Origin of the sequence: Streptomyces sp. NPDC020807 (assembly GCF_040641575.1) — a bacterium.
Classification (GTDB): Bacteria; Actinomycetota; Actinomycetes; order Streptomycetales; family Streptomycetaceae; genus Streptomyces.
Genome location: NZ_JBFADU010000026.1, coordinates 21604 through 35970 on the forward strand (window position 1 = coordinate 21604; position 14367 = coordinate 35970).

Here is a 14367-nt window from a genome sequence, read left to right on the forward strand (position 1 = left end):
GGGTGCGGACCGGGGGCGGGCGGGGCGACGCACGCGACTTGTCGGACCACGAAGGGATCTGTTTCCTCCATGTACACAGCATCGTCCTCCGTGTCCGCCCCGCCCCGGCCGCAGAGCGGCTTCGTCCCGGCGGGTGCCGGGCCGTACCTCGCCCCCTCACCGCAGGCCGTACGGCCCCGGCGCTGGGCGGGCGGCACCGGTACGCAGCCGGTCAGCGGAAGAATCGACCTGTCGGGTCCGCAGGGGGCGCAGCTGAAGCGGGCCATCGCCTCGGTCCACCGGATCTGCCCCGAGTTCCAGCCGGTCCAGGTGCTGCGGCGCAGCGGCCGCTCCGTCCTCATCGTCGGGACGACCGGACGCACGACGGCGGTGGCGAAGTGTTTACTGGACCACTCTCCCGCCTGGGTCGAGCGGTTCCGGCACGAAATAGCGTCCTACCGCTCCTTCGTCCGTCACCGTCCGCCGGTGCGGGCGCCGCGGCTCATCGCCGCGGACCCGGAGGCCTGCACGCTGGTGATCGAGCGCATGCCCGGGCGGGCGGCGGCGCTCTCGCGCCACCCCGTCGAGGCCCCGCCGCGGGCGGACGTGCGGGCGGCGCTCGGGGCGGTGGCCCGGCTCAACGCCTGGCGGCCGCCGGCCGGGACCTTCGACGCGCCGCTCGACTACGGGACGCGGATCGCGCGCTACCACGAGCTCGGTCTCTTCACCGACCGGGACCGGGACGACCTGCAGAAGCTCATGCACGGACTGGCGCACGCCGGCGGCCGTCAGGGCATGGGGCAGTTCTGCCACGGTGACGCGCTGCTCTCCAACATCCTGCTCTCCCCCACGGGCCCGGTCCTCGTCGACTGGGAGCACGCCGGGTGGTACCTGCCCGGCTACGACCTGGCGACGCTGTGGGCGGTGCTCGGGGACGCGCCGATGGCGCGCCGTCAGATCGCCCAGCTCGCCCAGCAGGCGGGCCCGGCCTCCCGGGACGCCTTCCTGGTGAACCTGATGATCGTGCTGACGCGGGAGATCCGTACGTACGAGACGGCCGTGCAGCGCACGATCAAGGAGGCCCCGCCGGCCGGGACGGTCCCGGTCCCCTCCGGGACGCTCGCGCCCGGCGAGGAGCAGCGCCTGCTGCTGCGGCGGCTGCACGACGACTGCGCGATGGCCCGGCGGGCCGTGCGCGCGGCGGTCGGGACGCGCTGAGGGGCGTACCGGGCGGAAACCCACGGGGGGTGGCGCGCCGCGCGCCCGGTGCCGACACACCGGGACGCGGCGCTCCGTCGTGTCCGGCCCCGACCGCCGCCCGCACGGCCCCGGCCGGCGGTGGTGGCGGTCCCTGAGCACGGCCATTGGTCCACTCCATTGACGCGTCCCAGGCCCGGGAACCGTCACCGCGAAACTCGCCCCGGCCCTCGTTCGGACCCTCCTGACGTGCGAACTTCCGCACTGGCAGGCGTGATTGACGGATGCTCCGGGAGCCGATACCCCTGTACGGGTTCGGTCCCGCACGCCCCCGTGTCACCCCCCGCCCCTGGAGGCTGCCTTGCTCCGTCCCGCGTCCCGCAGACGTACGCCGCCGAACCGAGTCCCGAGGGCGGTCGGCGCGGCGGCCTGTGCCGCCCTGCTCCTGCCGCTCCTGTCCGCTGCGCCGTCGGCCGTCGCCGACGAGCCGGACGCCGCCACCCTCCAGGGGCAGTTCGCGCGCGCCGCCGCGCGCCACGGCGTGCCGGAGAGCGTGCTGCTCGCCGTCTCGTACCTCCAGTCCCGCTGGGACGCGCACGGCGGCGCGCCGAGCGTGACCGGCGGGTACGGGCCGATGCACCTCACGGACGCCGTGACGGCGCTCGCGGGAGCCGCCCCGCACCACTCGGAGGGGGTGGAGGACGCGCGCGGTGACGAGGCGCGCGGCGGCAGGGTCGCGGCGGAGGCCGCCGTGCCCGCGCCGGAGGCGCTGCCCGCCCGGCACCGGACCCTGGAGCGGGCGTCGGCGCTCTCCGGGATCCCGGCGGACGAGCTGCGGACGGGGACGGCCGCGAACATCGAGGGCGGGGCGGCGCTGCTCGCCGCCGCGCAGCGGGAGGCGGGCCTCCCGGCGAGCACGGACCCGGCCGACTGGTACGGGGCCGTGGCGCGCTACTCGGGCGCCGACGACACGGCGACGGCCACGACGTACGCGAACGACGTCTTCGACGTGATCAGGACGGGCGAGTCCCGGACGACCGACAGCGGCCAGCGGGTCACGCTCCCCGCCTCCCCGGCCGTGGCGCCCGCCACCGGGCAGGTCGGCGCCCTCGGCCTGCGCCCGCCCGCGGGCGGCCCCGTGGAGTGTCCGCGGTCGGTGGCGTGCGAGTGGATCCCGGCGCCGTACGAGGAGTTCGGCGACGGCGACTACGGCAACCACGACAAGGCGGACCGGCCCGCGTCCCAGTCGATCGACTACATCGTCATCCACGACACCGAGGCGACCTGGGACGTCACGCTGAAGCTGGTGCAGGACCCGACGTACGTGTCGTGGCAGTACTCGCTCCGCTCCTCGGACGGCCACATCGCGCAGCACCTGCCGCTGAAGGACGTCGGCTGGCACGCGGGCAACTGGTACGTGAACGCCAAGTCGGTGGGCCTGGAGCACGAGGGCTTCCTGACCTCGCCGGACGCCTGGTACACGGAGGCGATGTACCGGACGTCGGCGCGTCTCGTGCGCCACCTCGCGGCGCGGTACGGCATCCCGCTGGACCGGCAGCACGTCCTGGGGCACGACAACGTGCCGGGGACGGTGGCCTCGACGATCCGGGGCATGCACACGGACCCGGGCCCGTACTGGGACTGGGCGCACTACTTCCGGCTGCTCGGCCGTCCGATCACACCGAGCGCGGGACCGGCGGCCGGCGTGGTGACGATCCGGCCGGACTACGGCTCGAACCGGCCGGTGTACACCGGCTGCGTGACGGCCGGCGAGGCGTGTGCGCCGCACGGGAGCGGGGCGGTGCGCCTGCACACCGCGCCGAGCGCCGACGCGCCCCTGGTGAAGGACATCGGCCTGCGGCCGGGCGGGCAGGACTCGACGACCGGCGTCAACGACACCGGGGCGCGCGCCTCGACGGGGCAGAGCTTCGCCGTGGCGGAGCGCAGCGGCGACTGGACGGCGATCTGGTACCTGGGGCAGAAGGCGTGGTTCCGCAACCCGGCGGCGGAGCCGACGGCGGTCAACGCGCGCGGCCTGGTACTGACGCCCCGGGCGGGGCTCGCGGAGGTGCCGGTGTACGGGCGGGCCTATCCGGAGGCCTCGGCCTATCCGGCGGCCGTGCCGGTGCAGGCGGTGTCCCCGTACCCGTACAAGGTGAAGGCGGGTCAGCGGTACGTGGTGGGCGGCCGCACCCCGGGCGAGTACTACTTCGCTCCGGTGTTCGACAGCAGTGGCCATCGCGTCGTCCGGGGCCAGGAGGAGTACTACCAGATCCAGTTCGGCCATCGCGTGGCCTTCGTGAAGGCCGCTGACGTGGTGGTTTCCGCCTCCTGACGATCGACTGGCCGGAAGTCGCGGGGTGGTGCCGGAGGAGCGGTCCGGCACCACCCCGCTGGCGTTCATACGACTATTACGGAGATCGCGTGCGCGCCACGGGCGAGGGGTAAGGCTGGGCCGGTCATCGCACCAGCCCACCGCCCCAGCTCGTCGGAAGGCCCCTCAGGAAATGCCACAGCCCTTCGTTATGCCGGATTTCTATGTCCCGTATCCGGCACGGCTCAACCCCCATGTGGAGGCCGCCCGCACGCACACGCGCGCGTGGGCCCGCGCGATGGGGATGCTGGAGGGCTCCGGCGTCTGGGAGGAGCACGACCTCGACTCCCACGACTACGCGCTCCTCTGCGCCTACACCCACCCCGACTGCGACGAGGAGGCCCTGAACCTCGTCACCGACTGGTACACGTGGGTCTTCTTCTTCGACGACCACTTCCTGGAGATCTTCAAGCGCACCCAGGACCGCGCGGGCAGCAAGGCCTACCTCGACCGGCTGCCGCTGTTCATGCCGGCGGATCCCGTGGCCGGGATGCCCGAGCCCACCAACCCCGTCGAGGCCGGACTCGCCGACCTCTGGCGCCGGACCGTCCCGTCGATGTCCGACGCCTGGCGCGCCCGGTTCTCCGAGGCGACCGAGCACCTCCTCTACGAGTCCCTCTGGGAGCTCGACAACATCAACGACGGCCGGGTCGCCAACCCCCTCGAGTACATCGAGATGCGCCGCAAGGTGGGCGGCGCGCCCTGGTCCGCCGGGCTCGTCGAGTACGCGGCCGGCGCCGAGGTCCCCGAACAGGTCGCCCACTCCCGGCCGCTCCGCGTCCTCAGGGACGCCTTCTCGGACGCCGTCCACCTGCGCAACGACCTCTTCTCGTACCAGCGCGAGGTCGAGGACGAGGGGGAGAACAGCAACGGCGTCCTCGTCCTGGAGAGGTTCCTCGGCTGCACCACGCAGGAGGCTGCGGAGGCCGTCAACGACCTGCTGACCTCACGGCTCCAGCAGTTCGAGAACACCGCCCTCACCGAGGTGCCGCTGCTCGCCGCCGCGCACGGCCTGGACCCGGCCGAGATCGCGGCGATCGCGGCGTACGCGAAGGGGCTCCAGGACTGGCAGTCCGGCGGCCACGAGTGGCACATGCGCTCCAGCCGGTACATGAACGAGGGCATGGTGGGCGGGTCAGCCCCGTCCTCCCCGTCCTCCCCGTTCGACGGGATCATCGGCACCTCTGCGCTCGACATCAGGAACCTCTTCGGACGCCCGGCGGCGGCCCGGCGGCGGAGCCTGACCCACGTGCCGCACCAGCACGTCGGGCCCTCCCTGCTGCCCGACTTCGAGCTGCCGTACCCGCTGACGCTCAGCCCGCACCGCGCCGAGGCGCGCCGGATCTCGCTCGACTGGGCCGAGTCGATGGGGCTGCTCGACGACCTCTGGGACCGGCCGCTCGCGGAGGGCTTCGACCTGGCGCTCTGCTCGGCCGGACTCGACCCGGACGCCACCCTGGAGGAGCTCGTCCTCAGCGCCGAGTGGCTGACCTGGGGGACGTACGGCGACGACTACTACCCCGCCGTCTTCGGACGCGCCCGGAACCTGGCGGGCGCCATGGAGCAGACGGAGCGCTTCAAGGCCTGCATGCCGGTCGACGACCCCGCCTCGGGCGCCGCGCTCGCCGTGAACCCGATGGAGCGCTCGCTCGCCGACCTGTGGGACCGCACCACGGCCCCCATGGCGCCGGAGGCCCGCGCCCAGCTGCGGGCGGCGCTCGACGCGATGCTCGACGCCTGGATGTGGGAGCTCCACAACCAGGCCCAGCACCGCGTGCCCGACCCGGTCGACTACGTCGAGATGCGGCGCAGCACCTTCGGTTCGGAGCTGACCATGCTCATGAGCCGCCTGCGGCAGGGCTCGTCACTGCCTCCGGAGATCTACCGGACGGGGACCGTGCGCGCTCTGGAGAACGCGGTCATGGACTACGGGGCGCTCATCAACGACCTCTTCTCGTACCAGAAGGAGGTCGAGGTCGAGGGCGAGGTGCACAACGGGGTGCTCGTGCTGCAGAAGTTCTTCGACTGCGACTACCCGACGGCGATGGCCATGGTCCACGACCTGATGAAGGGCAGGCTGCGCCAGTACGAGCACCTGAAGGAGCGTGAGCTCCCGCTGCTGTACGAGGAGTTCGGCCTCGACGTGACCGGACGGGCCGCGTTCGCCGCGTACCTGCGGGAGCTGGAGGACTGGCTGGCGGGCATCCTGCACTGGCACCGCAACGTCCGCCGGTACGGCGCGGAGGACGTCCGCGCGGGCAGCGGCACCCCGCTGCTCGGCCGGGGTCCGACGGGGCTCGGCACCTCGGCGGCGCGGCTCACGGAGCTGCTCGGCGCCCGCTGACGAACGGCACCGGGCCCCGGGAGGATCTCCCGGGGCCCGGCTCTGGTCCGTCCGTCCGTCGCGTCAGTCGCGTCGGACGCCGCGCAGCTCGTCGAGCTCGCGGCGGTCGCGCTTGGTGGGGCGGCCGGCGCCCCGGTCGCGTACGGCCGCGACGGCGACGTGCTCGCGGGGCGGCGGGGGCGGGCTGTTGTCCACGTACGCCTCGGCCGCGACCGGCGGGCCGACGCGCTTGGTGTGGAGCTCCCTGACCTCGACGATCCGCTCGCGTCCGCCGTGGAGGACGCGGACCTCGTCGCCGGGCTTCACCGGCTGCGCGGGTTTGGCCCGCTCGCCGTTGACCTTGACGTGCCCGGCGCGGCAGGCCGCCGCGGCCTGGGCGCGGGTCTTGGTGAGACGGACCGACCAGATCCAGCTGTCGACGCGCGCGGCCATCGGACCCCCGCCCTCCCGTCAGCCCTGCTGGAAGAGCTCGGCGGGCAGCGGCTTGAGCAGCGCGTACAGGTCGTCGGTGATCGGCCGGTCCCAACTGGCGATCGTCACGAGGACGTTGTCGCTGCGGTCGAACTGGACGCAGGAGATGCGGCTCTCGGAGAGCTTGAGGCGGCGGACGATGAGGAGGTTGTCCCCCTGCATGACCGGCACGTCCTCGGTGTCGAGGACGTCGACCGGCTCGTCGTTCTCCAGGGCGGCGAGGAGCTGGGCCACCTCGAAGGGGATCTGCCCGTCGGCGAGCTCGCGCGCCGGGGAACCCTCGGGGAGGTTGCCGATGATCATCGCGGGGCCACGGCCGCCGAACAGGTCGTAGCGGAGGAACACGCCCTGGCAGGAGCCGTCGGGCGCGGGCAGCAGACCGGCGCCGAGATTGCCGGGCCAGTCCCCCGGGTCCATGGCCAGGACATCGAAGTCCGGGCCCGCGGGTGTGGCGGCGCTGCGGCGGCGGAGGAAGGACATACGGCCATGGTACGTGGCCGGGCGCGGGATGCGGCGCGCCGGGCGCCCTCCTCGCGTCAGCCCTGTTCGCCGGGGGCGCCGGCGCCCCGGCCGCCCGGATCGCCGGTGTGCCGCAGGGCCTCGGCGAGGCCGGTGCGGTCGGTGCCCAGTTTGCGGTAGACGGCCGAGAGGAGACGGCTCACGGCGACCGGGGCGAGCCCCAGGTCGGCCGCCACGTCCCGGTCGCGGACGGTGAGCTCGGCGGCCCGCCGCTCACGTGCGGTGAGCGTGTCCGTACCGGCGGGGTGGAGGGGGCGCGGGCGGAGTCCGGCGGCGGCGAGCTCGGCGCGGGCCTCCTCGACGAGGCCGTCGGCGCCGCAGTCCTGGGCGGCCTCCAGGCCCCGGTGGAGCTGCTCGGCGGCCTCACCGGCGCGGTCGGTGCGGCGGAGCGCGGCGCCGAGGGCGACGAGGGCGCGGGCGAGTTCGTACGCGGCGGGTGACCGGTCGAGCCAGTCGACGGACTCCTCCAGGAGCTTCACGCGCTCGGCGGGCTCCGCGACCCCGGCGAGGACGCGGAGCGCCGCGCCGACCGTGGAGGGCGCGCCGTACTGGCGTGCGCGGGCGACGGCGTCCTCGGCGGTCCGGCGGGCCCGCTCGGGCGCGGTGGCCGCCTCGGCGGCGGCGAGGTGGAGCTGCCAGGGGCACCAGGCGGGGTTCCGCATGCCGCGCGGGTCGAGGCGGCGGCCGACGGCGGCGAGCTCGGCGGCGGCCTCGTCGTTCCGGCCCCGGGCGAGGAGCAGTTCGGCGTGGACGGTCTGCGAGTCGGGGAAGGTGACGGCGGCGGGGAAGGGCTCGCCGAAGTCGTGGGCGCCGGCGATGCGGTGGGCTTCCTCGACCCGGCCACGGGCGAGGAGCACCTCGATGGTGACGCCGACCGCGTACCACTCGGCGGGGGTGCGGGGGCCGACGCGTTCGGCGAGGCGCAGTCCGGCACGGACGAAGTCCTCGGCCTCGACGAGCCGGCCGCGGCGGTAGCGGATGTAGCCGAGGAGGGTGTACGCGAAGGAGAGGTGGGCGCCGCGCCAGCCCTGGCGTTCGAACTCGGCGGTTCCGGCGGCGAAGAGCTCCTCGGCGCGGCCGGGGCGGTCGGCGTAGAGGAAGGTGAGGGCGGTGAGGACCGGGACCTCGAAGCCCCGGCTCTCGTCGGCCCAGCTCAGGCCGCCTTCCAGGGCGCGTTCGGCGTGCCGTACGGCGACGGCGGAGGGTTCGGCCCTGAGGGTGGCGTCCCAGGCGCGGAGGCCGATGACGTACCGCTCGGTGAGGTCGCGGCCGGTGAGCCGGTCGGCGAGTGCGGCGAGGCGCCGCGAGCGGGCGGGCGAGTCGGGCTCGTCGGCGCGGAACGCGTCCCACATGAACTTCTCCGCGCGCATCCGGAGGCGGCTGCGGGCGTCGTCGGTCCGTTCGGCCTCCCGGCCGAGGAGCTCGGACGCCTCGACGAGCCGGTCGCTGTGGGCGAGGACCTGGGAGAGCCGGTAGACGATGCCGTGGCGCAGGGCCGGGTCGGTGACCGGCTCCTCCAGGGCGGCGCGGAGGTGGTTGACGGTGGTGGCGGGCTCGGTGAGGAGGGAGGCGCAGCCGAGCTCGAAGAGGACCCCGGCCCGCTCCTCGTCGGCGGGCGGCTCGCGCAGGGCGCGGGCGAGGTAGCGGCGGGCCGCGTCGGGGGCGCCCGCGCGGAGGTTCTCCCGGGCGGCGGCGCGGAGCTGCCCGACGGCCCACGCGTCGCCCTCGGGGTGCGTCTCCAGGAGGTGGCGCGCGGCGGCGGTGGGGCCGAGCCCGGCGTCGACGGCGCACCAGGCGGCCTGACCGTGGAGGGCGACGCGCATCCCGGCGGGGATGGAGCGGTACAGGGTGGTGGCGATGAGGGGGTGGACGAACTCCAGGGTGTCGGGCGGGGTGTCGGGCCTGAGGCCGCGCGCGGCGTCGGGCGCCGCTTCGGCGCCGGGGCCGGGGTGGGGCGGTTCGGCGAGGACGCGGGCCTCGCGCAGGCGGGCGGTGCAGTCGGCGACGGCGTCCGCGCCGAGTCCCGCGAGGGCGCCGGCGATCTGGGGCGAGATCTCGGTCCCGAGGACGGCGCAGGCCCAGGCGAGGCGGACGGTGGCGGGGCCGAGGCGTTCGAGGCGGCTGACGAGGCCGCTTCCCTTGAGGGCGGCGGCGAGGTCGCGCAGTTCACCGGCCCGGTCCTCGACGGGGGCGAGGCCCTGCGCGCGGACCTTGGCGGCGAGCTCGACGGCTTCGAAGGGGTTCCCCGAGGTCACCGCCCATGCCTCGCGGCAGAAGGCGTCGTCGGCGTCGGAGCCGACGCGGTCGCGGACCAGACGGGCGATGGCCGCCGGGGTGAGCGGGTCGAGCCCGACGGCCGGCCTGCCGGACCGTCTCCCGGTGAACTCGGCCGCCGATTCCGGGAGTTCGTCGGGCCGGTAGGCGACGACGAGGAGCATGGGCAGTTCCTCGGCGCGGGGCGCGATGGCGGCGAGCCAGCCGAGGGACTCGGGGTCGGCCCAGTGGGCGTCGTCGAGGACGACGACGAGCGGCGCGCCGCGGACGGCGAGGTGGGTCAGGACCCAGTCGAGTCCGTCGCGCAGTCCCTGCGGGTCGGGCGGGGCGCCCGGGCCGGCGGCGCGCAGTCCGAGGGCGGGGCCGACGATCTCGTACCAGGAACCGAGCCGCTCGCGGAGCTCGGCGTCGGAGGCGTGGGCCAGGCGGGGCTGGAGGAGCTGCCGGGCCACGTGGAAGGCGACCCGCCGCTCCTGTTCGCCGCCGCGCGCGGAGAGCACGGCGCAGCCGTGTGCGGCGGCGCGGCGGCGGATCTCGGCGAGCAGGGTGGTCTTGCCGAGCCCGGCGGGCGCGGCGAAGGCGAGGACGCCGCCGCGGCGCGGGGCGGGCGGATGGGGTCGGGCCTCGGCGGGTCCGGGACCGCCGTCCCCGTCGCGGACGGCGACGAGACGGGCACCGCCGGACGCGGGGGCGGGGACGGACGGTACGGAGCCGCCGGGCGAGGCCTCGTCGGGGCCGAGGAGGAGGCCGAGCGCCTCGTCGGCGGCGGCCAGCGCGGTCTCGCGCTCGAAGAGGCCGAGGCCCCGCTGCCCGGGTCTGCGGTCCGTACGTGCCACGCTCCACCCCCACGCCGGGGGCGCGCGCCCGGCGCACAGGCTGGCAACTCCGGGCGGGAGGCCCCGCGAAGGCCTCAGCGTACGCCCGGAGGGCACGCGTGTGACCCTCAATCGGCGAAGCGGTCCGCGGAGGTGGCGGAGACGTCCGCGGGAGGGAACCCGTGCCGGGGGCGCCACGTCACAGGTGGAGCGAACACAGCGAGCGGCAGGAGACGACGGACATGACCTCGACCACCCGCGCCACCGGGAGGGCCACGGCACGGCGCCGCGCCGCCGCGGGCGTTCTCGCCGCCTGCCTCGTACTGGCTCTGTCGGCGTGCGGCGGCGCCGCCGCGCCTCCGGCCGCGGACAAGGTCCTGGGTGAGGCCAACCCGTCGGGCGAATGCCCGGCGGTGAGGGCCGACCGCACGGTCGACTCGATCGTGAGCCGCACACGCCCGTTCGGCCTGCCCACGCTCGTCGAGTTCGCCCGCGACGACCACGTCGTCAACGTGATCAGCGGGACGGTGACCGCCACCCGGGTGCAGGTCATGGAGCCGGGAGCGTCCGTCGTGACGATCCTGACGGTCGCCGTGGAGCGGCAGCGGGAGACGGGGAGGCCGACGACCGTCACCGTGCGGGAGAACGGAGGGATCGCCACGCTCGCGCAGGTGCGCAGCGGGTTCGAGGGCAAGGGGTTCCCGGAGCCGAGCGAGGAAGAGCTGGCCGAGACGACGGCGCACCGCATCGACGGCATCGAGCTCTCGTGCGTGGGCGAGCGGGTCCTCGTCGTGGTGGCCGACGACACCGCCACCCAGAAGAAGCAGGGCGCCTACAGCTCCCTGGTCCGGCTCGTACGCAAGGGGAACTCCCCCACGTACACCTGGCCCGGCAAGGCCCCGAACCCGAAGTGGGAGCGGACGGTCGACATCGAGTCCCTCATGTGAGCCGGTGGGCCGGAGTCCCGTCGCACGGGCTCCGGCCCACCCCCGTCCGTCACGCTCAGGACGCGGGCGGGGTGTCCCCCACGAGCCACATCGCGAAGAACTGCGCCCCGCCGCCGTACGCGTGCCCCAGGGCCCGGCGTGCGCCGTCGACCTGGTGCTCGCCCGCCTGTCCCCGTACCTGGAGCGCGGCCTCGGCGAAACGGATCATGCCGGAGGCGCCGATGGGGTTGGTGGAGAGGACGCCGCCGGAGGGGTTCACGGGCAGGTCGCCGTCGAGTTCGGTGACGCCCGCCTCGGTGAGCTTCCAGCCCTCGCCCTCCTCGGCGAATCCGAGGTTCTCCAGCCACATGGGCTCGTACCAGGAGAACGGCACGTACATCTCGACCGCGTCGATCTGCCGCCGGGGGTCGGTGATCCCGGCCTGCCGGTAGACGTCGGCGGCGCAGTCCCGGCCCGCCCGCGGCGAGACGAAGTCCTTGCCCGCGAAGAGCGTGGGCTCGCTGCGCATCGCTCCGCCGTGCACCCAGGCCGGCGGCCGGGGCGAACGGGCCGCGCCCTCGCGGTCGGTGAGGACCATGGCGCAGGCGCCGTCCGAGGACGGGCAGGTCTCCGAGTACCTGATCGGGTCCCAGAGCATCGGGGACGCCTGGACCTTCTCCAGGGTCAGGTCGTGCTCGTGGAGGTGGGCGTACGGGTTCTTGAGCGCGTTGCGCCGGTCCTTGTACGCGACGAGGGAGCCGATCGCGTCGGGGGCGCCGGTGCGGCGCATGTACGCGCGCACGTGCGGGGCGAAGAAGCCGCCCGCGCCCGCGAGCAGCGGCTGCTGGAAGGGGACGGGCAGCGAGAGGCCCCACATGGCGTTGGACTCGGACTGCTTCTCGAAGGCGAGGGTGAGGACGGTCCGGTGCACGCGCGAGGAGACCAGGTTGGCGGCGACCAGTGCGGTGGAGCCGCCCACCGAACCGGCGGTGTGGACGCGGAGCATGGGCTTGCCGACCGCGCCGAGGGCGTCGGCGAGGTAGAGCTCCGGCATCATGACGCCCTCGAAGAAGTCGGGGGCCTTGCCGATGACGACGGCGTCGACGTCCGCCCAGGTGAGCTGGGCGTCCTCCAGGGCGCGGACGGCGGCCTCGCGGACGAGTCCGGCGATGGACACGTCCCGGCGGGCGGCGACGTGCTTGGTCTGGCCGATGCCGACGACGGCCACGGGCTCCTTACCGGACATGCGGCTCTCCTTCCAGGACGGCGACCAGGTTCTGCTGGAGGCAGGGGCCGGAGGTGGCGTGGGCGAGGGCGCGGTCGGACTCCCCGCGGTGGATGCGGGCGGCGGCCTCGCCGAGGCGGATGAGGCCGGCGGCCATGACGGGGTTGGCGGCGAGGGCGCCGCCGGACGGGTTGACGGTGACGGTCTCGTCCAGGCCGAGGGCCTTGGCGAGCACGACCTCCTGGGAGGTGAAGGGCGCGTGCAGTTCGGCGGTGTCGACGGGCCGTTCGAACGCCCCGGCCCGCTCGGCGGCGAGCCGCGTGGAGGGCGAGTCGGTGAGGTCGCGGACGCCGAGGGAGTGGGCCTCGATCCGGTGGTCCATGCCCCGGATCCAGGCCGGCCGCTCGCACAGCTCGCGGGCCCGGTCGCCGGCGGCGAGGATGACGGCGGCGGCGCCGTCGCCGATGGGCGGGCAGTCGCCGGTGCGGAGCGGCTGGACGACGTACTCGCCCTGCGGGCGGGCGCCCGGCAGCTGGGCGTGCGGGTTGGCCGAGGCGTCCGCGCGGCTGCGGGCCGCGATGGCGGCGAGGGCGGGCTCGTCGGTGTGGCCGGCGTCGACGAGGGCCTGCGCCTGGAGGGCGGCGAGGGCGACCGAGTCGGGCCAGAGCGGGGCGACGTAGTACGGGTCGAGCTGACGGGTGAGGACGTCGCGGACGGAGCCGGGCGAGGACTTCCCGTACGAGTAGACGAGCGCGGTGTCGGCCTCGCCGGTGAGGATCTTCACCCAGGCCTCGTACAGCGCCCAGGCGCCGTCCGTCTCGACGTGCGACTCGGAGATCGGCGGCCAGGCGCCGACGCCGTCGAGCGCCATCGTGAACGAGAAGGCGCGGCCGGCGAGGTAGTCGGAGGAGCCGGAGCAGGTGAAGCCGATGTCGGAGGTCTTCAGGCCGGTCTGCCGGAGCACGTCGTGGAGGACCGGCATGACCATCTCGACCTCGGAGAGGTCGTCAGTGCGGCGGAGGTGGTCGCTCTGCGCGAAGGCGACGATGGCCACGTCGCGGTTCATAGCAGCTCCTTGTACGTGTCGTAGTCGGCGTCGGGTTCGCCGCAGGGCCGGTAGTGGTCGGGGTAGCGCCCGTCCTCGCTCCACACGGGCTCGACGCGCAGGCCCATGCGGACCTGGTCGTACGGGATGCCGCCGATGCGGCCGTGGAGGGCGAGCCCCGCGCCGTCGAGGGCGATGTGGGCGTAGACGTACGGGACCTCGATGTCGAGGTTCTTCGCCTTGATGTTGACGATGCAGAAGGTGGTGACCGTGCCGCGCGGTCCGACCTCGACCTGGTCGGTGGTGGCGACGCCGCAGGTGGGGCAGGCGCCGCGGGGCGGGACGTACACCTTCGCGCAGGAGGGGCAGCGCTCGCCGACGGTGCGCCGCTCGGAGAGGCCGTGGAGGTAGCGGGTCTGGGCGCGGCCCGGGCTGTACGTGTAGTCGAGGCGGGCCTCGGCGACGATGCCGGTGACGGGGTCGTCACCGAACAGGCCGTCGTGCGCGGCGGGTTCGGGGTTGCCCGCGTCGCCGTCGTACGGCTCGAAGCACGCGATGTCCGTGATCGCGCCGGTCCGTTCGGCGGCCCAGCGGACGCGGACCCGCTGCCCGGTGCGGACGGCGTCCGGGCCGGGGGCGTCGAGGGCGTGCAGGAGGGCGGTGTCGGCGCCGTCGAGCCGGACGAGGACCCAGGCGAAGGGGGTCGCGAGGGGCTGCCCGGGGCGGGGCTCCGGGTTCCAGGCCCAGGTGGTGACGGTGCCGGTCCCGCCGACCTCGACGAGGTCGCGGAGCTCGGCGGCGGTGACGGGGTCGTACTCGACGGGCGGGACGAGCACGTCGCCCGACTCGGTGCGGACGCCGAGGAGGGTGCGCTCGCGGAGTCCGGTGAGGAAGGCGGACTGGACGGGGCCGAGGGAGCGGGTGAAGGGGAACTCGACGACGAGGGGGGCGCGGAGGACTTCCGGCGGTGGGGTGGGGGCCATCGTGGGCTGCTCCTTGGTGGGTGGGTGAGTGGATGCGCGGGCGGGTGCGGGGGCCCCGAGTCCGGAGGCGCGAGTCCGGAGGCGCGAGCCCGGGGGCGCGAGCCCGGGGGCGCGAGCCCGGGGGCGCGAGCCCGGGGGCCGCTGAGGCGGGGCCTTCACCCCACCCCGCCCTTCCCGAAACCGGGGGCAGCCGCCGGACCCCGTACGGCCCGACG

10 protein-coding genes are annotated in these 14367 nt (G+C 74.9%); 4 read left to right on the forward strand and 6 right to left on the reverse strand.

The features are described 5' to 3' along the window. The first annotated feature begins 69 nt into the window (after positions 1 to 69). From AB0G79_RS27945 to AB0G79_RS27955, 3 genes are all read left to right on the forward strand, one after another. Positions 70 to 1197, forward strand: coding sequence for an aminoglycoside phosphotransferase family protein (locus AB0G79_RS27945; RefSeq protein ID WP_360811152.1), 1128 nt, complete (start codon positions 70 to 72; stop codon positions 1195 to 1197). Positions 1198 to 1537: 340 nt separating this feature from the next. Beyond that, positions 1538 to 3511, forward strand: coding sequence for a peptidoglycan recognition family protein (locus tag AB0G79_RS27950; RefSeq protein WP_360811154.1), 1974 nt, complete (start codon positions 1538 to 1540; stop codon positions 3509 to 3511). Between the two features lie 172 nt (positions 3512 to 3683). After that, entirely contained in the window at positions 3684 to 5894 is a 2211-nt protein-coding gene (locus AB0G79_RS27955) for a germacradienol/geosmin synthase (protein ID WP_360811156.1), read from the forward strand. Positions 5895 to 5957: 63 nt separating this feature from the next. On the opposite strand, the gene AB0G79_RS27960 is transcribed toward AB0G79_RS27955, so the two are convergent. Genes AB0G79_RS27960 through AB0G79_RS27970 form a run of 3 tightly spaced genes read right to left on the reverse strand, consistent with a single transcriptional unit; the run spans position 5958 to position 9994 of the window. Further along, positions 5958 to 6326: a S4 domain-containing protein gene (locus tag AB0G79_RS27960; RefSeq protein ID WP_360811158.1), complete on the reverse strand. Its 369-nt coding sequence runs from the start codon at positions 6324 to 6326 to the stop codon at positions 5958 to 5960. An 18-nt stretch (positions 6327 to 6344) separates the two neighbouring features. Further along, complete coding sequence (locus AB0G79_RS27965) at positions 6345 to 6845, reverse strand: hypothetical protein (RefSeq protein ID WP_360811160.1); 501 nt, start codon at positions 6843 to 6845, stop codon at positions 6345 to 6347. Between the two features lie 56 nt (positions 6846 to 6901). Continuing rightward, positions 6902 to 9994: an AAA family ATPase gene (locus AB0G79_RS27970; RefSeq protein ID WP_360811162.1), complete on the reverse strand. Its 3093-nt coding sequence runs from the start codon at positions 9992 to 9994 to the stop codon at positions 6902 to 6904. Between the two features lie 221 nt (positions 9995 to 10215). On the opposite strand from AB0G79_RS27970, the gene AB0G79_RS27975 reads away from it, so the two are divergent. Further along, positions 10216 to 10920, forward strand: coding sequence for a hypothetical protein (locus AB0G79_RS27975; protein ID WP_360811164.1), 705 nt, complete (start codon positions 10216 to 10218; stop codon positions 10918 to 10920). Between the two features lie 55 nt (positions 10921 to 10975). Here the strand turns inward: AB0G79_RS27975 and AB0G79_RS27980 are convergent, their stop codons facing one another. From AB0G79_RS27980 to AB0G79_RS27990, 3 genes are read right to left on the reverse strand one after another with little or no spacing between them, the layout of a single operon-like run. Further along, positions 10976 to 12145, reverse strand: a complete 1170-nt coding sequence (locus tag AB0G79_RS27980) for a thiolase domain-containing protein (protein WP_360811166.1) — start codon at positions 12143 to 12145, stop codon at positions 10976 to 10978. After that, positions 12135 to 13190, reverse strand: coding sequence for a thiolase domain-containing protein (locus tag AB0G79_RS27985; protein ID WP_360811168.1), 1056 nt, complete (start codon positions 13188 to 13190; stop codon positions 12135 to 12137). The genes AB0G79_RS27980 and AB0G79_RS27985 overlap by 11 nt, the downstream gene beginning before the upstream one ends. After that, the gene (locus tag AB0G79_RS27990; RefSeq protein ID WP_360811170.1) at positions 13187 to 14152 is read right to left on the reverse strand and encodes an OB-fold domain-containing protein; all 966 of its coding nucleotides are present in this window, start codon (positions 14150 to 14152) and stop codon (positions 13187 to 13189) included. The genes AB0G79_RS27985 and AB0G79_RS27990 overlap by 4 nt, the downstream gene beginning before the upstream one ends. Positions 14153 to 14367: the final 215 nt, after the last annotated feature.

What these genes read in the sequence shown, in the direction of transcription:
- AB0G79_RS27945 (WP_360811152.1), top strand. Translation starts at nt 70, where the DNA reads ATGTACACAGCATCGTCCTCCGTGTCCGCCCCGCCCCGGCCGCAGAGC.
- AB0G79_RS27965 (WP_360811160.1), bottom strand. Translation starts at nt 6,845, where the DNA reads ATGTCCTTCCTCCGCCGCCGCAGCGCCGCCACACCCGCGGGCCCGGAC.
- AB0G79_RS27980 (WP_360811166.1), bottom strand. Translation starts at nt 12,145, where the DNA reads ATGTCCGGTAAGGAGCCCGTGGCCGTCGTCGGCATCGGCCAGACCAAG.
- AB0G79_RS27960 (WP_360811158.1), bottom strand. Translation starts at nt 6,326, where the DNA reads ATGGCCGCGCGCGTCGACAGCTGGATCTGGTCGGTCCGTCTCACCAAG.
- AB0G79_RS27990 (WP_360811170.1), bottom strand. Translation starts at nt 14,152, where the DNA reads ATGGCCCCCACCCCACCGCCGGAAGTCCTCCGCGCCCCCCTCGTCGTC.
- AB0G79_RS27955 (WP_360811156.1), top strand. Translation starts at nt 3,684, where the DNA reads ATGCCACAGCCCTTCGTTATGCCGGATTTCTATGTCCCGTATCCGGCA.
- AB0G79_RS27985 (WP_360811168.1), bottom strand. Translation starts at nt 13,190, where the DNA reads ATGAACCGCGACGTGGCCATCGTCGCCTTCGCGCAGAGCGACCACCTC.
- AB0G79_RS27975 (WP_360811164.1), top strand. Translation starts at nt 10,216, where the DNA reads ATGACCTCGACCACCCGCGCCACCGGGAGGGCCACGGCACGGCGCCGC.